General features: G+C 28.8%; 25 protein-coding genes. All 25 read right to left on the reverse strand.

Annotation, left to right across the window (positions count from 1 at the left end):
* Positions 1-24: 24 nt before the first annotated feature.
* Entirely contained in the window at positions 25-858 is an 834-nt protein-coding gene (locus SALLE_RS04430) for a sulfite exporter TauE/SafE family protein (RefSeq protein WP_115558417.1), read from the reverse strand.
* Between the two features lie 221 nt (positions 859-1,079).
* The gene (gene murQ / locus SALLE_RS04435; RefSeq protein ID WP_115558418.1) at positions 1,080-1,976 is read right to left on the reverse strand and encodes an N-acetylmuramic acid 6-phosphate etherase; all 897 of its coding nucleotides are present in this window, start codon (positions 1,974-1,976) and stop codon (positions 1,080-1,082) included.
* Positions 1,977-1,991: 15 nt separating this feature from the next.
* Positions 1,992-3,728 carry a PTS transporter subunit EIIC gene (locus SALLE_RS04440; protein WP_115558419.1) on the reverse strand — a complete coding sequence of 579 codons (1,737 nt, stop codon included), beginning with the start codon at positions 3,726-3,728 and terminating at the stop codon, positions 1,992-1,994.
* A gap of 93 nt (positions 3,729-3,821) precedes the next feature.
* Positions 3,822-4,604, reverse strand: a complete 783-nt coding sequence (locus SALLE_RS04445; protein ID WP_162807959.1) for a MurR/RpiR family transcriptional regulator — start codon at positions 4,602-4,604, stop codon at positions 3,822-3,824.
* A gap of 177 nt (positions 4,605-4,781) precedes the next feature.
* Positions 4,782-5,612, reverse strand: a complete 831-nt coding sequence (locus SALLE_RS04450; RefSeq protein ID WP_115558421.1) for a hypothetical protein — start codon at positions 5,610-5,612, stop codon at positions 4,782-4,784.
* 14 nt (positions 5,613-5,626) lie between these two features.
* Positions 5,627-6,733 (reverse strand): MupG family TIM beta-alpha barrel fold protein, encoded by a 1,107-nt coding sequence (locus SALLE_RS04455; protein WP_115558422.1) that lies wholly within the window; start codon positions 6,731-6,733, stop codon positions 5,627-5,629.
* A gap of 8 nt (positions 6,734-6,741) precedes the next feature.
* Positions 6,742-7,050, reverse strand: coding sequence for a putative phage holin (locus tag SALLE_RS04460; protein WP_115558423.1), 309 nt, complete (start codon positions 7,048-7,050; stop codon positions 6,742-6,744).
* On the reverse strand, positions 7,050-9,101 hold the full coding sequence (locus SALLE_RS04465) for a PTS transporter subunit EIIC (RefSeq protein ID WP_115558424.1): 2,052 nt from the start codon (positions 9,099-9,101) through the stop codon (positions 7,050-7,052). The genes SALLE_RS04460 and SALLE_RS04465 overlap by 1 nt, the downstream gene beginning before the upstream one ends.
* Positions 9,102-9,119: 18 nt before the next feature.
* Positions 9,120-9,431, reverse strand: coding sequence for a PTS sugar transporter subunit IIB (locus tag SALLE_RS04470; RefSeq protein ID WP_115558425.1), 312 nt, complete (start codon positions 9,429-9,431; stop codon positions 9,120-9,122).
* 108 nt (positions 9,432-9,539) lie between these two features.
* Positions 9,540-10,643: a MupG family TIM beta-alpha barrel fold protein gene (locus SALLE_RS04475; RefSeq protein ID WP_115558426.1), complete on the reverse strand. Its 1,104-nt coding sequence runs from the start codon at positions 10,641-10,643 to the stop codon at positions 9,540-9,542.
* 14 nt (positions 10,644-10,657) lie between these two features.
* A complete protein-coding gene (locus SALLE_RS04480) occupies positions 10,658-11,434 on the reverse strand; it encodes a MurR/RpiR family transcriptional regulator (RefSeq protein WP_115558427.1) in 777 nt (258 codons plus the stop codon).
* A 21-nt stretch (positions 11,435-11,455) separates the two neighbouring features.
* The gene (locus tag SALLE_RS04485) at positions 11,456-11,767 is read right to left on the reverse strand and encodes a PTS sugar transporter subunit IIA (protein ID WP_115558428.1); all 312 of its coding nucleotides are present in this window, start codon (positions 11,765-11,767) and stop codon (positions 11,456-11,458) included.
* A gap of 150 nt (positions 11,768-11,917) precedes the next feature.
* The gene (locus SALLE_RS04490; protein WP_115558429.1) at positions 11,918-12,616 is read right to left on the reverse strand and encodes a hypothetical protein; all 699 of its coding nucleotides are present in this window, start codon (positions 12,614-12,616) and stop codon (positions 11,918-11,920) included.
* 198 nt (positions 12,617-12,814) lie between these two features.
* Entirely contained in the window at positions 12,815-14,194 is a 1,380-nt protein-coding gene (locus SALLE_RS04495; RefSeq protein WP_115558430.1) for a phosphatase PAP2 family protein, read from the reverse strand.
* 44 nt (positions 14,195-14,238) lie between these two features.
* On the reverse strand, positions 14,239-16,101 hold the full coding sequence (locus tag SALLE_RS04500) for a hypothetical protein (RefSeq protein ID WP_115558431.1): 1,863 nt from the start codon (positions 16,099-16,101) through the stop codon (positions 14,239-14,241).
* Between the two features lie 128 nt (positions 16,102-16,229).
* The gene (gene msrA / locus SALLE_RS04505; RefSeq protein ID WP_115558432.1) at positions 16,230-16,712 is read right to left on the reverse strand and encodes a peptide-methionine (S)-S-oxide reductase MsrA; all 483 of its coding nucleotides are present in this window, start codon (positions 16,710-16,712) and stop codon (positions 16,230-16,232) included.
* Positions 16,713-16,864: 152 nt separating this feature from the next.
* Positions 16,865-18,541 carry a hypothetical protein gene (locus SALLE_RS04510; RefSeq protein WP_115558433.1) on the reverse strand — a complete coding sequence of 559 codons (1,677 nt, stop codon included), beginning with the start codon at positions 18,539-18,541 and terminating at the stop codon, positions 16,865-16,867.
* Positions 18,531-19,289, reverse strand: coding sequence for an ABC transporter ATP-binding protein (locus SALLE_RS04515; protein ID WP_115558434.1), 759 nt, complete (start codon positions 19,287-19,289; stop codon positions 18,531-18,533). The genes SALLE_RS04510 and SALLE_RS04515 overlap by 11 nt, the downstream gene beginning before the upstream one ends.
* Positions 19,290-19,307: 18 nt before the next feature.
* Positions 19,308-19,874, reverse strand: a complete 567-nt coding sequence (locus tag SALLE_RS04520) for a hypothetical protein (RefSeq protein WP_115558435.1) — start codon at positions 19,872-19,874, stop codon at positions 19,308-19,310.
* Positions 19,875-19,984: 110 nt separating this feature from the next.
* The gene (locus tag SALLE_RS04525; protein ID WP_115558436.1) at positions 19,985-21,661 is read right to left on the reverse strand and encodes an ABC transporter permease; all 1,677 of its coding nucleotides are present in this window, start codon (positions 21,659-21,661) and stop codon (positions 19,985-19,987) included.
* 129 nt (positions 21,662-21,790) lie between these two features.
* A complete protein-coding gene (locus SALLE_RS04530; protein ID WP_115558437.1) occupies positions 21,791-22,162 on the reverse strand; it encodes a hypothetical protein in 372 nt (123 codons plus the stop codon).
* Positions 22,163-22,291: 129 nt separating this feature from the next.
* A complete protein-coding gene (locus tag SALLE_RS04535; protein ID WP_115558438.1) occupies positions 22,292-24,130 on the reverse strand; it encodes a lipoprotein in 1,839 nt (612 codons plus the stop codon).
* A gap of 306 nt (positions 24,131-24,436) precedes the next feature.
* Positions 24,437-25,033, reverse strand: a complete 597-nt coding sequence (locus tag SALLE_RS04540; RefSeq protein ID WP_115558439.1) for a hypothetical protein — start codon at positions 25,031-25,033, stop codon at positions 24,437-24,439.
* Between the two features lie 15 nt (positions 25,034-25,048).
* On the reverse strand, positions 25,049-25,639 hold the full coding sequence (locus SALLE_RS04545) for a hypothetical protein (RefSeq protein ID WP_115558440.1): 591 nt from the start codon (positions 25,637-25,639) through the stop codon (positions 25,049-25,051).
* Positions 25,640-25,828: 189 nt separating this feature from the next.
* The gene (locus SALLE_RS04550; protein ID WP_115558441.1) at positions 25,829-26,569 is read right to left on the reverse strand and encodes an ABC transporter ATP-binding protein; all 741 of its coding nucleotides are present in this window, start codon (positions 26,567-26,569) and stop codon (positions 25,829-25,831) included.

Consider the following 26,569-nt stretch of genomic DNA (forward strand, 5'->3'; position numbering starts at 1 on the left):
TTTTTATATAAATTTAATATTGTTTTAAAAAAAGTAATCAATAATCATTTTTATAGCAGAAGCCCAGATTAGGATAATTAAAACTCATTTAATATATATTTCTTTTTTGACATATTTTTTTAATCAGATTGCTGAAATGGTTCCAATAATTACCCCAAAAATCATTGGTAGACCGTGTACTACAATTAAATCAAATTCTTGAAAAAATTGATAATTGGTAATCAATGAAACTAGAGAGGCCCCAGCAATTAAGGCATGTGAAATGGGTGCTGCATTCTTAATTGATAATTTACATCAAATCAACAAGAGTGGCATTAATATTGGTCCACCCCCCATTCCAGTTAGCGATGTAATTAAGCCTCCAGTTAAAGCAATTATAATAACTTTAAATGTACTTATATAATTGCCATCACTTATTTTAAGAAATTGAAATTTCTTAGCATTTGTTTGTTCTACTGTTGTTGATAATAATTTATTTTTAAATTTGTACTCAACTAGAACTAATAGGATTCCAATAAATATTAAGGTGATCCCAATAATTAATTTTAAAATATTTGAATCGAATAAAGTTACTAAGTAGTTTCCCAAAAAAATCATTGGGATTGAAAAAGTCAAACCAATTAAAATAACCAAATAATTAATGCTTTTTTTGTACAAATTGTAGCAAACATTAATTAGCGAAGAAGTAAAAACTAATAAGGTCGAAAGGAATTTGACCTCCTCAATGGATTTTGAAGTCAACAATAACAATAAAATCGGAACAAAAAGAACTCCTCCACCAACTCCAGATAGTGAGCCTAGAGCAGAAACTAGTAAAGCTAAAACAATTAATATTGGAATTAATCCTGCTAGACCCATATTTTACCTCCTGCTTTTATTAAATATCTCAAAGCAAATTCAAATGATACTCATTACTATAAATAAACCAGCTCCAACCCCAAGCATTATATAACCTGGTAAACTGATTTTAAAGAAAAACAACACCATACCGATTAAAAGACAAAAAACCGCTATTAGTCCAACTGTACAAATAGCAATTTTTTGAAATTTAGTTAACGATCCATAAGATCCCATTTTAATTAAATTAAACCTCGAAGTTTATAGTTATTTTTCAAGAATAATTCTTGAGCAGCATGGTAGTTAATGTTGTTTTTAATCATTATGGCTGCAAATTTGCAATCCATATCAGCAGCTTGAAGAGCTGTTAAAGTTTTTTCGTTATCATTGGTATTGGTTAGCTCATTAACAATCTTTATGCAACGGGCAACCAATTTTTCATTAGTAGCCTTAACATCTATCATTAAGTTGTCATAAACTTTACCGCTTTTAATCATTAGAGTTGTTGAAATCATATTTAAAACCATTTTTGTAGCAGTTCCTGATTTCATTCTTGTGCTTCCAGTAACAACTTCAGGTCCTGATAATACTTCAATTACTGCATCCCCATAATTTTGAAAAGCAGAATTACTAGTCATACATAATCCAACCCCAAAGGCTCCAATTTCTTTGGCATATTTTAAAGCTCCGATTACATAAGGAGTTCGCCCCGAAGCTCCAATTCCTAGAACTGTGTCATCTTTGGTTAAATTAATTTTTTTTAAATCTTCAATCGCTAAATCTTCAGAATCCTCAGCACCTTCAATAGGAATTCGCAAAGCTAAATCTCCCCCAGCAATATAACCGAAAAACTTATCTTCAACCCCATAGGTTGGTAGCATCTCACTGGCATCTAAAACTCCGATTCTTCCCGAAGATCCAGCTCCCAAATAAATTAAGCGACCATTATTTTGAAACTTTAGATAAATCTGATCAATTACTTTTGCAATAGCAGGAATTACCTGCTTAACAGCTTTGGCAATCTTGTCATCTTCACTATTAATAAGATTTAAGATTTCTGTGGTACTTTTTAAATCAAGGTCATGAGTATTTTCATTAACTGATTCAGTTAAAATTTTTTGTAAATTTACTTCTTTCATTTTCTTAAATCCTTTCTATTTTAATTGTAAACTCGCCAATTGTTTACGAGCTTCGATTGGGGTTTTAACATATCACACAATTCATGAAACAAAGATTCCGATTATTGTTGCAAATGCAAAACCATAACCAATTTTTTTACCTAAACTAATTTCACTATCTTTTTTGAAAATAGTTTTCATTTTAGTTGAGCCATTTAAAGCTATTTTTGAGTAACTAAACCAGCAAAATGTTGCCCCAAGCATATAGGTTAATAACAATCCTGATAGATAAGTTAATATCCCAGCAACGATATTTCCATCAATTGTGGTCATCATGATGGCTGCTGTTAATCCTCCTGGACCTGTAGCAGCATTCATTCCCACATTTATTCCAGCTCAAAAGCTCATCGCCCCCATGTAGAATCCTCCAAATGCAGCAGTAATACAAGCTACTACAAATGGTCTTACTCTTGGTAAACAGATTCCATAAAGTAACGGCTCACCAATTCCTAAGAATCCAGGAATGATTGCTCCGGTTATTTGTTTTCTTAATACTGAACCTTTTTTAGCCATTAGTCATAAACCAATGCTGACCCCAACCATTGAGGTTCCCCCCATACACATAATTGGGAATAAACCATTAACCCCAGTTTCTTGAATTAATGCAAAGTAAACTGGTAAGAAACCTTGGTGTACTCCAAATGTTAAGGCAATTAAGAAGATACCAGCTAAGAAAGCGGCTCCAAATGGGTTTTGGTAAATGTTAATAAATAATCACGATATTGCAGTGAATAAGTATCCTGCTAGTGGAATAATTAGTAAGAAGTTTACTAATACCATAATAAAGATTACTAAGATTGGAGTTAAGATTGTATCAATAGCTCCTGGCATAAAGCGACGGAAAACTTTTTCAATGTTTACAGTCACCCCAGCAGCAATCATGGCTCCAATTAATCCAGCATGAGCTGCACCTAAAATCGGAACTCCTGCTGTGGTGTAGTTAACAAATCCAACGGTAAATCAATTTGATTCAATATTGTCTTTGTTAATTAACATTCCCAAGAAGTTATAACTATCACCTTGATCAATAAAGATTCCAATAATAGTTGGTCCAACAAATGAACAATACATTGCAGCCATTAAAGCGGAAATTCCTGGGCTGCCTCCTCATTCTTCTCCAATTCTTCAACCAACTGCAATAATAAACACGTTAGTTAAAACTGTTAATGACAAACTCATTACTTGTCATCAAGATTTCAAAGTTTCATAACCTACTCAATTGGGACCGGTCTTATCAGCTAGCATTGGAACTTGTGATAACATAATTCCAGCAATCCCTGAAAGAATTCCAGCTCCAATAAAGGCGGGAATTAACGGCGTAAATACTTTTGATATTTTACTTAAAAAGTTTTGTACTTTGTTTTTGTTACGATACTTACCTTTATTTTCTTGACCAGCTTGTTCAGCTGATTTGATTTCAAAGTTGGCTTGATCTAAGTTTTCTTCAACCACTGCTTGAGAAACTATTTCTACAAGCTTACCAAATTCAACCGCCACTTTGTTAACAAAGCCTGGTCCTAAAATAATTTGCAATTGATCATCTGCTACAACAACCCCTAATACTCCAGGAGTGGTTTTTAAAACATCTAAATTTACTTGCTCTTTGTTTTTGACTTTAACACGAAGTCTAGTCATACAATTGGTAAATGAATTTATGTTGTCTTTGCCAATGATGTCACAAATTTGCTTAGCAACATTTTTAGCATTTTTCATATAAATCCTTCTCTCTACAACTTAATGATATAATTACTAAAAGATATTACAATGTAAAAAATAAGTTATGGAACTAGTTCCATAACTTGAAAATTACTTGGCATAAATATTATTGAATAAAATCTTACTGAATTTTTCAGGATCTGAATTATAAATAAATGTAAATAATTTAATTACCAAATAAAACATCGAAACTTTTGATTTTAATCCCACTAATCTTAAAGTGTTTTCTGAATCATCTAATTTCAAAATAACATCAGCTAAATCAAATAAAGCACTTTTTTCATCTCGAGTAAATGCGATAACTTGACAACCATGCAACTTAGCGGCCTTGGCGTGCTTAATTACCTCATCTGTAATTCCTGAATAAGAAAACGCAAACAAAATATCTCCAGGCTGGGTATTGTTAATGCTAATAAAAGCACCGTGATAGTCGGGATTAAATTCTGAAGCAAATCCCAATCGTTCTAGACGAGTTTTTAATTCCATGGCCACAGAGTTGTTTCCCCCAACCGAGGAAATAATAATTCGATTTGCCTTTTGCAATAACGAATAAACCTTTTCAAATTCTTCACTTGAATTTAAATTAAAGGTTTGTCGAACAACGTCAAAAACAAATTCAGTTTCAAAGTCTCCATCGGGTTTTTGCTCAAATAATGCTTTACTTTCATTTTGTAGCAAAACTCTAAATTCTCTAAATCCTTCAAATCCATGTTCTTGAAAATAGCGAGTAATCGATGCTTTTGACATGTAACAATTTTTGGAAATATCATTTATTTCTAGATCTTGTTTTGCCTCTAGTTTCTTGCAAATATATTCTAACAAATCTGATTTACCACGATTGTTTGTTAGAAAGGAATAAGCTGATTTTTTCAATTTATTCATCTCCTTTAGATCGGGAATTTCTTTACATCCCAAATAATTGAATAGATTTTAAAAGCTAAAATCACTATTATTATAATTCTTTTTTAAAGATAATACAACTTAAAAGTGTAATTTATTAACTTATCTTATTTATATGAAAACCCCAAGGTTTTGCCTTGGGGTTTTAAATTAGTTATTATTTTCTAATAAAATAACATCGATTGCTACTTTTTTAAACTCTTCTAAAAATACAAGGCGATACTCAGTAGATTTAAGCAATCCTCCACTAACATACAAAGGTAGCATGCCGTTGAAATTGGATTTTTTTAAATCACCGACTAACTTCTTAATAATTTCAGTTGAAACTATTTTCTTTTCTAAACTTAAACCTTCGTTTTTAGTTAAAATTTGAACTGTGAATTCTGAAATTCTTTGTTTAAAGTTTTCTTGATTCAAATATAACTTTTTAATTTCTTCAAAATTATTCATTTCAAAAAAATCACAAGTTATTTTAACAAAGTTACTTTCAACTTTTTTATTTTCAAAATCGTTAATTCCATGACGAATTCAAGTTTTTCCAAAATCAAATGCCGAACCATAGTCACCAAGTAAATGCCCTCATCCACCAAGAAGTCTAGTTTGATTTTTTATTCTCTCTAAATTGACTGAACCTGTGCCCAAACTCATAAAGTTAAATTCTGATTCTTTAATTAATAAATTTGCTTGTAATTCAATATCTGTTAAGAATGAGAGATCTTTAAAATCTGGATTAAATATTTTCTTGATAATACTTTGATCGTACATTCTAATTCCAGGAATTCCAAACCTAATTGGTAATTGCGAATAAGGACTTAGGATATTTTTTATGAACTCTAAATTGTGTAAAGATTCAGTTTCAAAAGCTACCAAATTTAATCTTGGAGCAATTGTTTTTTCAATGACATTTTTTTTATCATCACAGAAATATATTTTTGTACTAGTTGCTCCGCCATCAACATAAATTGCTTGACAATTTATCATCTTAATATTCCATTCTATTTAACTATTTTAAATTTGAATCGAGTTCATGGTTTTATATAACTTAGTAAAAATAATTGATCTGGTTTCACTTTTGCCACAAGATTCTTGCGATTATCTTTTTCAACATCAGCAATTATAAGTTGTAACTCACCTTTATAAAGGCTAAAGTCATTATTACCAATAATTATGTCACCTTTTTTTAGGTTTTGGTCTGCGTTACAAACTGGAAATTGCTCATTTTTAAATTTCACACGGCTTTGAGTTGAGCGAATAAACTTGGGATTAACATCCCCTCTGCGAAAGTGAACTTCATCAGAAATTATTGTCTTTTCGATTGGAGTGGCAGTTTTTTCTAAAGTTATTTTAATCTCAGGAATATAGCGATCAAGCTTGCCAAGTTCAATAATCTCTTCTTTGGTAGCAAATGCATTAGCAATGATTATATCATCAGTTAACCCACTGCTTCAAAGAGCAATTGCTTGGGTTGTGATATCTTTACCTCGCAAAGATTCAAGAGTACAACAGTTATCATCAATTGCTCAATTTGAAATTTTACTTTCATTTAAACTTGAAATAAAAGCCGCAGTTCGTAACCCTAGGTTTCTAAATTTTAAAGAAGTTTCTAAGTAGTATTCATCTGTCAAGCCACAATTTTTTTGAGGGTAGAAGTTGTGACTTCCTTGAACACGATATTGTATTGGTTGATAAGATAAAACGTCATTAACTAGAAAGTCATTATTATCCATATTTAGCTCAATTGCAATATCATGATCATTAAATGTTAGTTTTGCTAAGTTAATCGATTCAATTGGTGAATCAAATCGAATAACATCAACTCCTAAATTTATAAAAAATTCTAAATCATTATTGAAATTTATTTCTTTTAAAATTCTTGAGTTAACATCAATTGTTACCTTCATATTTTTTGATTTACCATATTTAAAAATTTCTTGATACTTGCTTAGAATATCTTTTGAATTTTTATCTGTTAAATCAAGTTGCAACAAGGCGCTTCATAAAATTGAAAATCCATTGGCGGTCGCTATATCAATATAGTCTTTCATCGCTTGCATTTCCATTTTTTCAGGATAAACAGCAATGCCTAATTTTCTATCAAACATAATAACCTCTAATCTATTGTTATTGGAGTTTTGGAACTACCTTGACGTTTTCTATGAGATCTATTTGAAACCAAATTCAAGAAGACTCCAATATACATTGCAAATAAAACTCCGGTAATGGTTTTGGTATAAACATTATCTTCTCATAACATGAATAATCCGACTGCAATTAACATTACAACAATCATTCCGATTGAACCAAATAATATTAAACCTAATTTTGATCTTTTAATAAATTTATCTGCTAAAAAATAGCTAATAATAAATACTACCATCCCGATTGCCAGGGCAATAGTAAATTGAATTCCGTCTTGCATTATTTCATCTCGCTTGCTGCCATTTTTTGATCATTTAACTGCGCTGCTAATTCAACACGTTGTGTTCAATAATCTAATTTTGTTTTACTAAATTCTAATTTTGTTTCAATTAAAATTGGTGAATTTTTATCAAGTTTTTTAATTTTTGATTCAAAGTCTTTTTTGTTTTTTTCTCAATTAGTTGATAAGATGGCTTTTTGTTTTTTAAAGTCAGCCTTAATTTCAACAAATTTATTTTTAAATTCTTTTTTATGGATTTTTAGTTTATTTTTATTTTGCAATTCACTTTCTGCCATAATAAATTTATTTTTCTCAGTTTGCAATTTAACAATATCGTTTTGATATTTTTGTTCTTTCACAACTGCTCAAATTTTTTCATTTTTACGGTAAGCTGCTAATGCTTTTTCTTTTTCAAATTCTAAGTTTCTCAATGCAATTTGCAGATCAACTTGTAGAGCTTTATTTTTTAATTTATTTTCTTTGTTTGTTAGTTTTTCGTTAGTGTTAGTTGGTAAAATTTTATCTTTAAATTGTTTTTGTAAAGTTATTTTTTTGTAATCAAAACTAATTTTTACTTCATCAATTTTGGCTTTGTTAGTTTTATCGAATTTGTTTGGTCATTTCATTTTCAATGATAATGAACCTAAGAATGAATAGTGTTCTTCTTTGTTGTAAACTTTTCCTTCCAAGAATAATTCTTGTTTTAGTAAACTTTTATCATAGGCCATCATGAATGGTGCATAACAAACTGTGGAAATTCCGATTGTCGCGAGCGGTATAAATACTGCTTTTCAATCTACTCCTGCAGATAAGATAGCCCCAATTGGTCCAGGTAAAGTTCATGGAGCAGTTGCCACAAAGCGAACATTTAATATTTGCATTAATAAGGCTCCCACTAAAATACAAATTTGTGGGGTTAAAATAAATGGTATGAATAAGAAAGCATTTAACATAATTGGGAATCCAAAAATAACTGGTTCGTTAATGTTAAATATTCCTGGGATAATACTTACTTTACTAATTGATTTAATTTGTTTTGATTTAGCTAATAATAAAGCTGAAATTAGTAATCCCAAAGTAGCTCCACTACCCCCAACTCAAACCCCTCATTGTAGGAATTCTTCTGGATATAGGTATGGAATATCTAGTCCAGCATTGAAAGCATCGTTGTTAGCACTAATAGCTGTTGTTCAAAATGGTCTTAAAAAAGATCCCACAACACTAGCTCCCGAAATCCCTAACATTCAGAAAATGGTAATTAATAACGCAGTTAACATAACCCCAGGTAGAGTTCCTGTTAAAGCTCCTTGGATTGGATTCAATATTTTTCCTAAGTCGTTTATAAAGTCAAATCCTAATCAGAATCTTGTTAAACCAACAACTGTGGCTCAAATTAAGATTGGAATTAAAATAATAAACGAATTTGAAACTGATTTAGGAACTACGCTTGGCATTCTAATTGTAATGTTATATTTCTTACATAATCTGTAGAACTCATACATTGCAATACCAGAAATAATAGCCACAAATAATCCTTTTGAACCAATGTTGGCCATGTTCATCGCTCAAACTCCACCAGCTAATCCACCAGCATCATTTAATCCAACATATAACATGTCAGCTCCAACTCACATCGCAAAGGCAGTAAATGTTAATACTCCCCCAGTGGTTGGATCCATTTTATAAGATTTTGCCAATTCTGAACCTATGGCAAAGGCAGTTACAAATGACATTAATCCCATTGTCATACGATTAATTTGTTGGAAAGTTGTAACTAATCTTGGAGGTAGGATTGAACTTAATAAATCCGTACTTCCACTTCCGATTGGGAAGTTAAGAATAATTAGAAATAAGGCTCCAATAATAATTAATGGTATATTGGCCACAACCGCATTTCTCAACGCAAGCATATGGCGTTGGTTAGCAAATTTGGTTAAACCAGGCATTACATTATTATTTACTCAAGATTGAGATAATTCTTTTTTCTTATCTTTAATTTGAGTTTCGAGACCGAATATTTCTTGTTCTTTATCGGTTTTTTCGATATTCATATAAATCTTCTTTCTAAACTATTTTGCAAGTTCTAATTTTATTTCTTCATATAGTTGTTTTGCTTGTGTTGCAACATATAGTTTTGGATCTATTTGCATACACTTAATGTTTTTGCTGTCACAAATTTTTTTAATTTCGTTAAAACGAAATCTAATTTGTGGAGATACTAAAACAATTTCATAATCGGCGAAAGTATCACTTGAGAAACCTCCAGCTGAAATACCTAAAGCATCTCATTTGATTCCTTCAGGAATTGTAATGTTATCTAAAGCCTGAGCCATCATGGTAGTTGAGAAACCACCTGAACAGGTCAACAATCCTTTTTTCATAACTTATTTCCTTTCTAATAGAATAAATTCTATTGATTTAATTATCTTTAATATTTTTTTCAAAACAATGAGTTTAGTGATTTTGTAAAGTAGTTTCACAAATAAGAACTAGGTTCTTAGATTAAATCTTTGTCAAGAATCTAAAATTTTTAGCAACTCATGGTCATCAGAATCAATTTTTCCAACTAAGTTTTTTTCTCCAGTATTTGGTGTCTTAGTTTTAACAATTTGTAATTCATTTTTATATAAACCTGCATCATCATTGCCAATTAGAACATCCCCAATTTCAAAAAACTTTTTTTCGATTGTTATTTTCGGATTGCTTTCATTTTTAAATTCTACTCTAGTAGCAGTTGAACGAATAAAATAATCATTTACATCTCCACGATTTTGGTGCTGGCGGTCTTGGATTATTATTTTTTCAATTGAATTAATTTTATTTGCCAATTTAATTTTTAAAGAAATAATAAAACGATCCAATTTACCAAGATTTTCAATTTCCTCTTTGGTTGCCGGACAATTGGCAATTATTAAATCATCAACTTGTTTTGTTGCTCACATTAGTTTGGCTTGACTGGTAATACTTAGATTGCGACAAATTTCTAAAGTTGGGGTTCCACTGTGATTTGGTCAAGAACAAAAAGCTAATGGATTATTGGATGAAAGATAGCTAGTTGTTTTTAATCCAGCTTCTAAAAAAGGTATGGAAGTCTTATTAAAATATTGTAAATTTAAAGCGCTGTAATTTTGAGGATAGAAATTTTGACAACCAACTATATTTTCTTTCTTGGGATCATAACTTAAAATATCTTGTAACGCATAATTATCATTACTCATTTGCAATTCAATTTTTATATCATTGGGATTATAAGATAAATTGGCAATAGTTTGAGAATTCATTGGTAAGTCAAAACGAATTATATCAATTTGCTTATCTTTAAATCATTTCAAATCTTTAATTTCTATTTTCAAATCATCAATGACTCTTTGATTAATGTCAGCTGTAGTATTGAATCCGATTATCTTAGCAACATTTATTGCGTCTAATATTTTGGGCAACAATATCTCTTGATTGTTTTCTAATAAATTTATTGGTAGAAAAGTAAAATAAGCTCGTGAAAAATTATTTTTCCAAGCTAATTGTAAGTATGATTTTATATCCGCTTGACTCATTTTGTCAGGGTAAATTGCTATTCCTAATTTTCTTGTCATTTATATACTCCATTCTAATAAGAATTTAAAATTAATTTTTCATCATATTTTTCATAATCCTCATTATAAATCATCATTGCCAATTTGATAATTAAAAAAAACATACTAACTCTTGATCGAACCGACAAAGTTCGAAAAGGAGATTCAGTATTTTCCGTGTATAAAATTACATCACTTAGACTTGATAAAGTACTTTCATCATTTCTAGTAATTGAAATCAAACGCATTTGTTTTTTAATTCCTAAATTAACATTTTTAATAACTTCGCGTGTTTCTCCGGTATAAGAAATCGCAATTAAAACATCTTCTTTTTTACCATTTGAAATTTGAACATACATCCCATGTTGGTCAATATTAAATTCGGTTTCAAATCCCAAACGATCAAGACGATTTTTTAACTCAATTGCTACAGAATTATTCCCACCCACAGCAACAATGTAAATTCTGCGAGCATTTTTAATAATTTCAATTGCCTTTGTAAAATTTTCATTTTGATTGAGGTCAATTGTTTTTTCAATGCTTTCAATTATTAATTGATTTTCTTGATTTTCTTCTTTTTGAATTCCTATTGGATTTTTAGATTCATTTTGTAGCAAAAATTTAAATTCTCTAAATCCATCTCACCCATGACTTTTAAAATATCTTGTGATTCAAGATTTTGAAACATAACAATTAGCAGCTATATCATTAATATCAATTGCCTCTTTGTTATTAATCAATCCAAGAATATATTTCAACATTACTTCTGAATCTTGGTTTTGAACCAAAAAAGCATATGCCGATTTCTTCATGATTTTTACCTCATTATTTTCTTATTTATTTTTATGCAAATATATAATTTCAACTGCCATTTCAACAGCAAGTTGCGCTGTAATCATTTGATCTTCTGAATGCATATATAATGGAGAGAATGGTACTTGTTGACCTTGCGCCTCTTGAACGATTACTTCCATGTGGATTTGCCCTGCTTTGGCCAAACTTTCTTGAGCTTCTTTTATAAATTCATCAGCTTTTGAGAAATCATTTTCCTTAGCTGACTGAATTGCCATCATCGCACTTGATTTAGCCATTCCTGAATTTGAAATTAGACCCATAGAAATTTCTTCTAGCTTTTCTTTATTCATATCATATTTCCTCCAACTTAATTTTATTACTTTACATATTTATTTGGTGAATTTGTCCTATTATGTAACTAGTTCCTAAAAATGAAATTAAAAAGCCCAACTTAAAAAGCTGGGCAATAAATTAATTAATATTTAAAATATGATAATTTTTTATTCTTTGGCTCAGTCTACTGCGGAAGTAACTCAATTAACAGGTATTAAACCTAAAATTGAAATCTGAATTCCGTTGTTATCTTTGTTAAAAGTCTCAAGTTTTTGTGCGATATCTTGAATTATTTTAGTTATCTGAGCTGTTGCATTTGATAACGAAGGCACTTGTTTGGTTAATTGCTCAATTATTTGGGCAATACCAACCGCTGTAGTAAATCCTGAAGCAAAATCTTTTGCCATTGGACCATTAATATCTATAATTCAATATGCTGTTATATATGTAAATCAGAAATATTGAATTTTGAATTTTCATTCACTATAAACTCTTGGTGTTGAAGTCACATCCACAAGAGATTGTTTAGGAAATAGTAATTCTAATACTTGAATGATAGTTTTATCTTTAAAAATGTAATTTTCAAAAATTTTTGAAACACCTTTGATATCTTTAACTCCTTTTTTTGAGAGTAAATCTTCAAGTTTGTTTTCATCAAATATTACATTTTCTTTATTTTGAATCAATAATGACTTTACTTCATCTTGGGTGAAACTACCCAATTTTGTATAATCATCTGTTAAATCACTTTTTAAATAGTCATTTTTAGCTTTATTTTCGTTAACATTAATATTTGGAATCGCTAAAACTGCTGCTGAAGGAATGACGAATCCAAAAGTTCCTAGTATAGAAAATAAATATTTCATAATAATACCTCCATCAAATTTAACTAATCTACTATAATAGTAATTTAATAACGGTAATTTATTTTTATTATCTTGAAATCTTAATCGTGCACTAAGAAGACGGCTTTCTTTAATTAGAGTATCACATACTTTAATAATTTCCAGTATTTTAATTTTTTTTCAAAAAAAAATTTACCACTTTGAAAGTGGTAAATAATTTTAAATACTAGTTTGTTTTAACTTCAAGTCCTTTATTTGCTCTTCTCTTAAATATTTTTTAATTTTTTTATCAAATGATTTTTTTGTATTATTTGAAATTTTAATTTGATTTTCATTTTGAAAGTAAACATAAATATTATTATTAATTAATGTAAATTGGTTTTCCAATGATTTTTTATTACGAACTTTTAAAATAACTTTTGTTGACAATGTATTTGTCAATCTTAAAGTTAAAATAAGAATGGCTGTACAGAAAACAAATGAGAATCAAGTGTCTGAAATATAGTGAGTTCTTGCAACTACTAGTATATTTACCATTATCATTTCATTTATAAATCAAATTATAAATAATGTGTTAACTGTTATGTGACGTTTTTTATCGTCCTTAATTAAAGTACTTGCAAATAAAACATAATATATTCCTGTATAACCTGAAATTGTATGCCCTGAGGGGAAATCTCCATTAGCCCAAGCTGCTGGTTTAACATAATTTGGATCAAATTTCATTCATCATGTAAGTCACTTTAGATTTGTTCAATACTTTAAATTTTGATACCAATTACCATTAATTTCATATCATTTATAGTATCCATCTGCTTGAGTTCAATAACCTCCGGTATTATAACTTTCTAAAATTTGCTCTTTTAGGTCTGGGTGATCTAGTTCTAATTTTTGAGCTTCAGGTGTTAAATCAATATCAACAGCTCAACCATTTTCATCAAGGTTAACTTTACCAATATATCTTTCAAATTCAACATTTAAATAGTAAGGTCGACCAAAAGTTTGTTTTAAAACATAGTTGATAGTAAAGTAGCAAATCATTCCAAAGAAGATTGAACTAAGAGCTATTACTCATGCGCGATTTTCTACAAGAATTTTTGACTTAGATATTTTAAATCTCAATAAGTAAATTGAAATAATCAAAATAATCGATTCTATTACAAATATACTAATTCGACTAGCGATTTTAAAATTATTGTTTGTTAAATACTCTACATCAATTCCTGGACCTCATCCTGTATTTTCATTTACTACCCCAACTAAACGGTCTAGATTATAGTAGAGGAAAAATGCAATTAACAATGAATAGCATCCAAAAATGGTTTTATAAAATTTTGATTTTTGGTCATGTCTTGAGTAAAAAGTTTCAATTAAAATTGCTACTGAGATTGAACATACTAAGAATAACGAGGTAAATCCCATTTCATTATAAAAAACTACTCAAAACTTGATAAAGTCTACTTGGATTCATTCTCCCATAACATCAGCAAATCACCTGTCAATATTTCCAAAAGATGTTAATAAAAAAGCAACTAAGAAAACCCCTGCTGTTGCAAGGGTTACAATAATATATCACTGTTTATAAATTGATTTAGTCATATTATATTTTCCTTTTATTTTTAAATTTATCATTTTTGATTCAATTAAAGTTTAAATTTTCAAGGGGTCTTCCCTTCACCAAATTCATTAATTGTAACATCATCTCTTATTCCTAAATTAAAGTTAATATAAGAGTCTGGACCCTGGTATTCTCAATCCGATTCTCCGGTGCTATATGAAGTTGAGAATAAATAACCTAATGGATTACCATTTTCTAAGTATAAATAAATGTACCCAGCTTCATTTACTTTTAAATAAGACTGCTTTTCTATTAAACCAAAGCCGTTTATATAGTCTTCAAAAGAACTAATTTTATACTGTTCTTTTTGTTTTTCCAATTTAGCTATTGTTTCTTCAACAATTGGTATAAAAATATCACGAGAATCATATGATTTACCAATCTCGATTTTATCGTCCATTTTTTCAGCTAATTTAAATTCGTAAGTATAATCAAAATTTTCATCAGCTTTTATAGAATCTTTATCTGCAAAACCAAAAATCTCGCGTGCAAAAATTAAGTTTGCCTTAGTATATTCATCATGAAGCAATTGTGTATTTGCAAAAGTTGTATGTTGACGATGAACTATGAATTGTACAGGTAAATCAAGCACAACACTTTCATCATTATTTGTATAATTCAATTGCAAGCTTCTAATTTGAGTTCCATATAACCCAATTGTTCTTAATTCTTCTTCATTCTCAAGGTTTTTATTTAGGTTTATCTTTCTTTCCAAAACTGCATTTCTTAAAGAAGTTAAATCATCATAATATGCTCACATATTGAAGGCATTTATTACCTCCGAAGAAACCTTATCTTTTTTTAGATGAGCTTTTAGTCCTTTTGAAATATAAGCATTACTATATACTGAATTACGACGCGACATTTCTTTGGCGGCATCATCGATAGTTTCTCCACCACTTTTTAAAAGATCCTTGATTAGATCAATACGTTGGTAGTAATCTTTTTTTCAGCTTATTTGAGGCTTGTCATTTTTTTCAGCAAATTGTTGAGCCAAGACAACATGATCTGGGTTGACAACTTGTTGAACTCTTTCTGTTTTAAAATTGAATTTTGAATAATCAATTTGATTATCTAAATTGTTTTTAAAAACCTTATCTTTAACTATATTTTCTAAAACTTGATTAAAATTAGATAAGGTATTAATAGTCTGACTAATTTTTTCTGAATCATAAGAATTGCTCTCAATTATAAAAGAATTAGCATATTCTTTTGAAGCTAATGAAACTTGCAAATCATCAGCTATTTTTCAAAAACTATTTGAAGTTTCTTCATTTTCAAAAATTGTCATTGTAGACTCAAATCAAATATCTGAAGTTTTATTTGCTTGTGTTGAATCTAAGTATTCAACTGTTGTTGTTAATGAGAAATTAAATCCTAAAATTCTTTCACCAATACTTTCAGATTTAGTTTTCTGAACTGCACTTACTTTTTGAATTTTTATTTTTGAGGTAAAAGGATTTTTACCATTTTTTAATAAGGGACGATAATTAACATTGCCAACAATTCTTTGGTTTGCATCTTTATTTAGCTGGTCAAGGTCTATTGTTTGATCTACAAATTTAGAAAATTGATCAAATTCTTTTGTCCCTTCTTCAAAAACAAAGGCATCTCCGTTAGCCGCTGTTCCTACATGGTCTCATAAATTATTAAAATCAAAGTCCGAAAATTCTTGACTGGCTTCTTTTTCGCTTAGGTAAAATAAATTTTCAAAGTTTTCGGCAAGATTTTGTTGAAACACCAATTCAGTTATTCCTAAAAACTTTTTCTCCAAGTCTGCAAAATCAAATTCTTTAATTTTTGAAGTTTCTTTTTGACAAGCCACAACACTTAAGGGTGCTGCAATCATTAATGTTGATGATGCTAAAATACTAAGTAGTTTTTTCATGGTAATACCCCCTATTACTATGTTATATATCTATTTTATAATCATAACAATTTTTTAGGTTTTTTACAAGCACAAAACAGTTGCGAATTCATTTTTTTATTAAATAAAAAATACCGCTGATGCGATATTTATCACTTAATATGACAGTATCCGTTAGGATTCTTTTCTAAATATTTTTGATGTCTTTCTTCTGCTAGTAAGTAAATTTCTAAAGGCTTAATTTCTGTCATAATTGGTTTTGAATTTTTTTTAGCTATTTCATCACGAGATTGCTGTAAAATAGTTCCAATTTCTTCTTCATCCTCTAAATTATAATAAATTCCAGTACGATATTGTGGTCCAAAATCATTTCCCTGGCGATTTTTTAAAGTAGGGTCAATTATTTTTCAATATTTTTGTAAAAGTTGTTCTAATGTAATTTGGTTTTCATCAAAACTGATTTGACAAGCTTCAACAAAGCCGGTATTTCCCGAACAAACTTCTTCATAAGTGACTTGTTCTTTTGTGCCGTTTGCATAGCCAACTGTTGTTTTTAAAACACCTGGTAAACTATCAAAGTAGGCTTGCACCCCTCAAAAGCAACCTCCAGCAAAAGTTATTGATTTTTTCATCAAATTCACGCTCCTTAAAATTAAAATAACAATTTATTGCTTTATTTTACTCCCAATAAATCAAAATAGTCAAAAAATAATAACTTAATTTTCATTAAAAAATGCCAGACCTCTGAGTTAATTCTCATTTGTTTGGCAATTAATAAATAATATTATAATTTTAATTTTTTAGAAAATATTAAGTACGATACTTCAATCATAACTAAAGAAGTTGCTAATAAGAAGGCTTCATAACCAATTTTATTAAATAACTTATTACTTTTTGATATTTGCTTACTTTCAACTATTTCTACACCCGGAATGGCATAGCCACTATATTCTAGATCTTCTGATTCTGCAATATTAATATATTTATGTCCATTGTCGAAAATGTATGTCGAAAATGAGGCCGTCTCATTTTTGTTATTTCTTAAAATTTGAAAGTCATTTAAAAATGGGTTAGGATTTACAATTGTTTCGTAAGTCATAGCTCATGGAAAGAAAAAGTTATAAGCGTTCACTTTTGCGATATTTAGTTTTTCATATCCTAAATCTTCTTGATATAAAGCTGCTGAAAATATTTGAGCAACAGCTTGATTCCAAACTCTCAATCCAACAGGAGTATTGATTTCCCCTTTTTTCAAGAAATCATGAAGTTTAGGTGTCAGTTGATCATTTATTGTTGGAAAAATAAATTCCATAACTTCATTATTAAAAATTTGATTAGTTGAACGACTGTTTCAAATTTGATTAATACCAAAAGTATAGACAAGCTTATTGAATTCCTTCATGTGATTTTTAGAAAATCCTAAATCCATACCATTTATTAAATTAATAGTTTTTTCAAATTCATTTTTAGTAAATTGAAATTGCTTGTTATTAAAGGGCTGGTTCAAGTAAAACGATTCTTTATAGTTTCTAGAAAGATTATTACTTTCACTTTCTCCAATAATTTCACTATTAACCTTAATTAATAGGGTGTCTTTAATACCCTTTGGAAAATCGCCTTCTAAATGATTTTCATTTTCTGGTTTTTTATAAGCAATTTTTAAATCTTCAATATTATAAATTCCTGAGTTTAGAGATGTAATCATTAATTCTTGTTTAGTTAAAATTGGTGATTCTTCTCCTAATTCAAACAAATCATTTAATAAATTTGCTTCGTTCAAAACTCGGTCTACAACTTCGTTTCCATTTTTTAGTAAATTTAATGTTTGATTTCTAATATTAGAAAATATTGCTATGTCATTTTGTAAATTCAATTGACTATCCTCATTAATAAATATACTTGCAGTCATCCCTAAAAGTGGTGAAGGAATAATTAAAACACTAATTAGTGTTGAAAGTGCAATTGCCAATTTGAATTTTCTAAAAGAAAAAATTAGCAAAAAAGTACCAACAATTATTAGATTTAAAGGAATTATCAAGAAAAACATCATTGGGAAGTTTTTTAATTCTGATGGATTTTTAATTGCTAAAATAATTATGAAAATAATCATGTAAGTCGCTATTATAGCTACACTCACTATTAAATTACTAAATAATCGTGATCAGAATATCGCCTTATTATTTCGTCCTTTTCTAATCTCAAGGTTCATAACACCTAATTCCATATCGGTTAGAAAAATTTTACTTAGATTTACTAAATTAAAGACAGTCAAATTTATAGTTAAAAAAATAAAGAATAAAATAATTGCAAATACATAAGTTTGTCCCATTGTAACCAAAAGGGAGGACAATATAATTGAAAATATTAACAAAACAGAGGTGCAAACTAAAATCGGAATATTTAAAGCAGTTCTCTTAAAGGAATACTTGAAAATTGTTTTATCAAAAATACTATTTTTCATTTTTTAAAATCTCTTCTAATTTACCGCTTACCAAACTTCTGCTTGGTCGGTTATAATGTTTGGCATAAATATCTGCTAGTTTTTCTTTTGTTTTATCAAATTTTTTGGATAAAATGATTTCTCCGTCTTTTATTAAAACTATCTTTGTAATTAACGTTTCCAATTCTTCGATATTGTGGCTTGTAATTAAAATATTAATTTTTAAATCTTTGGAAAGCATTTTTAAAATCTCGTTAAACTCTAGGCGGCTTTCCACATCTAAATTGGCAGTTGGTTCGTCTAAGATTAATATTTCTGGTTTTGTTAAAAGTACCATAACCATCAAAGCTTTCTTTTGCATTCCCGAAGATAATTGAGAAAATTTTGCATTTAATTGCTCTTGTAAATTTAGCGCTGTCATAGTTTTTTCAAATAATTTATTAAATTCATCTTTATTAACTACTTCTTTTGATAATTTGTAGTTATAGTAACAGTAATCTCTTACTTTATAGTTTTTGGGAAAGTTGTTTTGATCTGGAAAAAATTCAATTTTTTTCAAAATGTTGTTATCAATTTTTTGATCATTTATCAAAATTTCACCATGTTGGATTTGATATTCTTGAAATATTGATTTAATCGTGGTAGTTTTACCAGCACCATTATCACCAATGAAACCAATTATTTCACCCTCATTCAATTCAAAACTAATATTTTTTAAAATAGGTTTTTTATTTATAGACTTTTCTACGTTTTTTAGTTGTAAATTCATATTTCATCCTTCTAAAATTTACCAACTTAAAAGTTCAATCGAATCAACTTTTGAAGTTGTTGTACAGGAATGAACAGATCCAGCTGTTCTAGCATATATACTTGAATTTAAGTAAAATGTTGTTATATTTTCCTTTTGATTGTAATATGCAGATAGTTTTAAACTTATTCTAGAAGTTTGGTGACCCCAGCCTGTTCATTGGTCGTTTGTGTAAAGATTATCATTCGATGTTCAAACTCTTTTATTTGATTCAGAAAGTTCTGGATTATAGTCCATGCTTAATGAATAAAAAGTCTTTGGTTTTTTATAAGTCCCTAAATTAAAGGTTCCATGTGCGATAGCATATTTGGTATTAAGGATTTCACCATTTCAATCTAAAGTTTTTGTTGAATATATAGCTTCTTTTTCATCTTTTTTAGTTTGAGTCCCGCTTTTTTTGGTTTTTACAGTATGATTAATTTTTAATTCGTTTATTGTTGAAAAATTTTCTTCTGAAAGATTAGTATTGCTTGATATTTTTGATAAACTAAGCGATGGAGCCAAAGCAAGGCTTGCCGCCGCTAAAAATGGAAATATTTTTTTCATAGTTTAATACCTTTCTTGCAACTTAATGCACTTTAATTATATTACTTTTGGTTTCATTTGTAAATAATATTTAATAAAAATACAAAAAGCGGAAATTTTTACTAAAAATATTATTCTGAATTTTTTTTCAAATCATTTGGTCTAATAAATGCTCAATAACCCAAATAAGAAAATAGCGCCCCAAAAGAAAATAATAAAATATAACTAGCTGTTGTTGAAAATGGACGTTTACCAAATTTTAAATCCCCATTACTTTTATAAGTATAGTAATTGAATTCATTTATTGACATTGCCAAGTTCTTAGATATCAAACTATTTGTATCAATATTATTATTCCCAGAAAAATAAATGGTTTCATAATATCACATAAAGGGATTTAGCAAGAAATTAGCCCTTCCATTTACTTTTAAAGACAAACTTTGATCAAAATAACTAAGAGGTTTTAGATCTTTAATCAAACTATAATTGATCATATTAAACAAGTAAGATCCCGGAGAATAATTGCTGTATTGGATTCAAATATGATAATTACTGAAGAAGTCATACTTAAGCGGTCTAGTATTTGATCTTGTTTCAATCACTAATTTGTTTGAATAGGGACTAAATTCTGACTGATAAATATTTCTAATTGATTTTTTTAAAGCTTTGGTTTCCTTGGCGCTAATTTCAAAACCGTTATTTTTGAGATTATCTAAATTATTGATTACCTCGTTTAATTGTTGAGATTTGTTGTAATTACTAGAACTATTTTTATAGAAATATGAATTTTTTCAATGCTTTTCCTTATTACCTTTTGATTTTATATTTACAGACTTGGTAAACTGGTAAAACAAATTATCTTGTAGTTCCTTTTTTATAGACTCTTCATCAACTTTGATTCTTAAACTTTCTAAAGTTCAGCCAAAATTTTGTAAATAGAAATTAATACTTTCACTGAAGACTTCTTTTTCAATTAAATCACCAAAAAAAGTTAACATACCACGATCTAAAAATAATTTAATCAAGTAATCACTATCTGGAGCATCATCTTTGTAACGACCTTCTCTGGTAATATTACTTTCTAAAACAGTTTTTAAATCAGCAGCACTTTTAGAAAGTTCTGTTAAAAAATTATCATCTTGGTTTTGAGTATTGCGCAGTGATTGTTGATATTTTAAATACGGATTATATTGGTTTTCAATTTCTTTATCCATTGATAAAAAAAATCCTCCGGGTCCCAAAATTGGAAACAGCATAAAAAATATCATTACCATTCAACAAAAAGAAATACTCTTTTTCATAGATCTAGTTGCACTACTAATTCAGATTGTCAATCCAAAGATAATCAAATCAAAAGTGAATAAACTAAAAACTCCAACAGCCAAATTTCTGATTATAAAGCCTTGCATTGAAACCGGAAAAACAAGAGTAAAGAAAGTAAAAATCAGAAAGACACAAAAGATAAAAGTAGAAGTAACTATTTTTAAGGGTAAAAATTTGGCAAAAAATATTGTTGAATCTTTTACACCTCTTCGATTTTCTAATCCCTGAATGCCATTTCTAAGGTCACTAATTGATATCTTAACAATACTGTTAATATTAACAAATGAAAGTCAAAACATAGAAAACAAAATGATAACTATCATTCAAGCTTCGGTTTTCTTTAAAATATTATCAGAGTTCTTCATAGCAATAATCATCATCAAACTCAAGATTAAGAAAAAAATTGAAGTAACAACTATAAAAGCCTTACTTTTAAGAATTCGACTTAAAGAAAATTTAAATATTACTTTAAACTTGTATTCCATTAAATAACCTCATAATTTCCAAGAAATCATACTTCGTCCTAATCATTATACCAATATAAAATTAATAATTAACTTATTTTAAGTATAAAAAAAGAAACTTTAAAAGCTTCGTTTTGTCTATAATTTGAACTATAGCAATTCACTACTTTTCGAAGAACTACTTATTGGTGCTGTATCAACATCACCTAATAAAATAAATAATCCTACGATAAGTCCGAATGGTGCAGCAAAGAATAGTGCGCAAATCGCCATTGCATTATGTACTTTAGGACAACCGTTCTTTAAATCTTTTTTTAAAGTTACTTGAAGGATTATTGGCATAATTAATAATGGTATTGCACCACCTATAACAGAAATTATTGTTAGAATACCTCATCCCGTAGCACCTGCTATCATCATTAAAAATCCCATAAATATTCCTGATAGCGTTCCTAGAGAAATTATTACTATATTAACAATATTTCAGTTTTTAGCAATTCTGTATTTTGTATCTTTTCCCATATGGCTCCTTTCTAAATTATTATATAGTAATTATTTTTTAAAAAGATGTTTTTTTATATTAAATAAAATTAATGTCAAAATAAATATAAATTATCAGTAAAACATAAAAAAATTTCCCTAAGGAAATTTTTATAATTTAAATTTTCAAGGAGTTATTTGATTACCAAATTCTGTAGTTAAAATGTCATCTCTTACCCCAGCGGAAATATTAATGGATAGACTTCCTTGAAATCCTCATTCCAAATCCGAAGTACTATATGACTGAGCCAATTCTAAAGAATTAATTAAAACACCCTGTTTATTGTAAAAGAAGATATAACCTTCATCATTTATTTTGAAAGTTTCACTGGCTTTTAAGAAACTATAGCCATTAATGAAGTCCTTAAATGAACTAATTTGATAACTGTCTTTTTGAGCTTCAAGTTTATCAACAGTCTCGGCAAAGATTGGGTTAAATATTTCTCTGGTATTATAGCTTTGTCCCGCCACTAACTTATTATTAAAAGCGTTCGGAGTCTGGAATTCGAAAGTGTAATCAAAGTTGTTTTCACCAACTGAATTATCTTTTTGGTTAAAACCATAAGCTTCTCTCATAAATAACAAATTAGCACGAGTAAATTCATTGTGCAGTTCTTGAGTTGTTGAAAATGATGTTAATTGTTTATTAACAACAAATTGTTCTGGCATTTCAAACTCAATTTCAGGTCCAACTTCGGGTTGATAGACTAACTTGATTCCAGTTATTTGAGTTCCAAAAAGACCAATTGTTCTTCTTTGCTCTTGGGTTTCATGGCCTTTATCTAATTCGATACCCTTATTTGCCAATAAAGTTCTAAAAGCTGAAGTTTGAGTTCCCCTTTTTAAATGTTCTCACAAATTATAAAGGTTAATTATTTCTGAAGATTCAGGATCTTCTTTCAAATACTGTGCTAATTCAGGATAGATTGAATTATTGTTAAAAATAGAGTTTCTTTGAGCGTGTTCAATTGCTAAATTATCAAGAGTTGATCCCCCATTTTTTAAACCAGCTTTAATTAAATTTACTTTATCAAAGTCTTTTGATCAATTAAATGGTATATCAACCGGAGCTGTTAGGTCTGCTAAAATTGTATATTTTTCAGGATTTTCATATTTCACTTCATCTAATTTAAATTTAAATTGTGACGATCCTAAAACATCTGCTGCGATTTGATTTTTAAAAATATCTTCAAAATTTGTTAGTTTATTTAATTGAGTTGCAGTTTCAAAAGTATTTGCTGAATTGCTTGTAAAGAAGAACTTATTGGCGATTTCATCGTTGGTTATCTTATCAGATAAATCATTTGAAATTTCTTTAACATCGTCACTAATATCAATATCTTCAAGGATTGTAATTGTTGATGAAAAAGTAGTTTCTTGTGTTGTTTCTTTTTGTTCAAGATTCAAAAAATTTATTTCTGTTGAAATTTGAAAGTCAATGGCGACGATTCTTTGGTTGGCAACTCCCGATTTATCAGTTAAAACAATTTTATCAATGTTTACTAAATTACGAATCGGAGTTTCCTTATTAATTAAAAATTTCTGATAATCTGGGTTATTTAAAACTTTATTTAAAATATCGTTTTGAATCACAGTAAAGTTTACTTGATTTTGTAAAAAATCTGATAATTTTATGAATTCTTCTGAATCTTTTTCAAAAATGTATTCTTTGGTGTTTTCGGTATTATTTTGTAATAAATTTCATAAATAATCAATGTCTAAACCTTCAAATTTATCCTTAGCTTCTTGGGCATTTAGAATTTGCAAATCTTTAAATTGCCTTTGCATATTTTCTTTAAAAATTGATTTTAATAAATCTAAAAATTCTTTTAATGATTGACTGTAATCTGGGGTGATTTCATCAACAATTGTTTTTTTACAAGCAACCACACTTAGCGGAGCTGACGCAACTAAAACAGAAGCGGAAAGGATACTCAATAATTTCTTCATAATGGCAATTCTCTTATTTTCTAATATTGAAGCAATTTTAGGTTATTCAAAAATAAAAGCGAAGAATCTCCTTTGTTTGCTTTAATATGTTCATATTATAAGTGTTTATTTTTAAAAATCAATAATAAATAAAAAGTATATTAAATAAAATTTTCCCATTAACAACTTGAATTTTGATTTAATTTCCCCTTTTCTCGTACAAAATTTCATATTCTAATTATGCCCCAGTTTTAAATAAAATTAAAAACTGTAAAAAAACATAACCATTTAGGTTATGTTTTTTTTAAATAAATATTTTAAAAATTTTTAATTTCACGAACTCGATTGTCAGAAAAATATATCTTTAATATCGTATCTAATTCAAGGGCTACTTGTTGCCGCTTGACTTCCAGAATATAAATCTCAATGAATTGTAAAATCCATATTGCTGTCTATAGTGTAGTTTGTTAGAGCTCCAATTTCTTGTCAAGCTAAACCGAGTCTTTCTTCAACAGCTAACATCGCTCACTGAGGTTGATTTATTAAATCTCTTGTATTTCATCGAGCCTCTGAATTTGTATTAGCAAATCTATCCACCCCTAATACGTTACCCCTAGCTGACTCATCAATTGTGCTATAAGTTGGAAAGCGTCTAAGAAATTCGGATAAATTACTTGCTCAATTTCTAAAATTGATAACAGTTTTTTGACTTCTATTTGTATCAAATCCATTTCATCCAGAAGAAACAGATTCTGAAACATCTATTTCTACTGGAAGAGCCAACATCCCGTTAAGAGATACAAAACCTTCATCATTTGCTTCTTTATAACTTACACTATTTTTTTCCACTTCGGGCTTAATTGAATTTATTAATGTCGGTGTTGTCATTGTTAAAATTCCTATTATTGGTAAAATTTTTTGCATAAAATTATCCTCCTATTATGATTCTCAGAAATAAACTCTTGAAACTTCATAACTTATCCATGGGCTGCTAGTAGTTGCCCTGCTGTGTGCTGATATATCTCACTGGATTCTTAATACTAATGTAACGGGATCCATAAAAAATCTAGCTCGAGCAACTATTTCTTGTCATGCTGAACCTATATTTTCTGAAAAGGACATAAGTTGACGTAACGACAAAGTAGAATCAAATAAATCTTTTGTATTAAATTTTAAATTAATATCTGTATCAGCAAAACGATCACTTCCCAAGATATTACCTCTTACTCTTTCTCTAGATAAAGAAAAGGTTGGAAATAAATTCGTAAACTCCTGCGCGCTTGATGCTCATGGTTGTAAACTACTAAAGAAATGTGTGCCTGAATCTTGTTGATTATCATTTCATCCTGATGAAACAGTTCTAAATAAGGGGGTGTTAATTGGCAGCGCCAAACCACGTCCCTCTATTAATTCTACTTCTGCTGGTGGTACTTCATAAGTATTTTTTGAGTCCAGCTGGGTTTTTATCACATTCATAGAAACTGGCGGAACCAAAGCGAGGGCTCCGATTATTGGTATAATTTTCCTCATAAATATTTCCCTCTAAATATTCTATGTTCTTGTAAACTTATAAGTTTACAATTTCATTATACACATATTAATAATAATTTCCATAAAACTTTTAAATATTTGGATTTTTGGAATATCTTAATGAAAACTATAAGCACTATCAAAATTTTGAAAATTAAAACCAGTCATCCCGCTTGACTGGTTTTTAATCTAATTAGTTTTTTTACTATAAATTTCTGAGTAATCTTTTTCAACTTTTTGGATAGTTGATTTTTTGTAAATTGTTTCAATTGATTCTTTTTTATTATTAAAGGCTTTATTGTATTTAGTTACCCCTTTTTCAATAATTACTAAATGATCAATCATTTCCTCTAATTCATTAATCATATGACTGGTAATCAAAATCCCGACACCCTCTTTTGAAAGCATTTTTAAGATTTTGTGAAATTCAATTCTAGTTCCAACGTCTAAATTCGCAGTTGGCTCATCCAAAATTAAGTATTCTGGCTGGGTTACTAAGCAAATTACAAGCATGGCACGTTTTTGCATACCCGCACTTAACTCATAAAAAGTCTTTTCACGATACTCTTTTAATTCAAATTTTTCAAGTAGCATATCCAATCTTGCTACAGCCTCTTTTTTATTCATGCCACACAACAAAGCGTCATGTACTGCAAATTGATAAATTGATATATCCTTGGGATAGACACTTTGGTCTGGGAAAAAGCAAATTTTGCTAAAATTATTATTTTCGTAAATCGATTCTTCATTTAGAAGAACTTGTCCCGTATCTTTTTTATACTCATTAAAGACACTTTTTAACAAGGTTGATTTTCCTGAACCATTATCACCAACAAGACCGATGATTTGTCCTGATTTTAATTCCAAGCTAAAATCAAAGACACCCTTCCCGTTTTTGAAATCTTTTGTTACATCTACTATTTTTAACAT

It is taken from the genome of Spiroplasma alleghenense (assembly GCF_003363775.1).
GTDB lineage: Bacteria > Bacillota_I > Bacilli_A > Mycoplasmatales > Mycoplasmataceae > Spiroplasma_B > Spiroplasma_B alleghenense.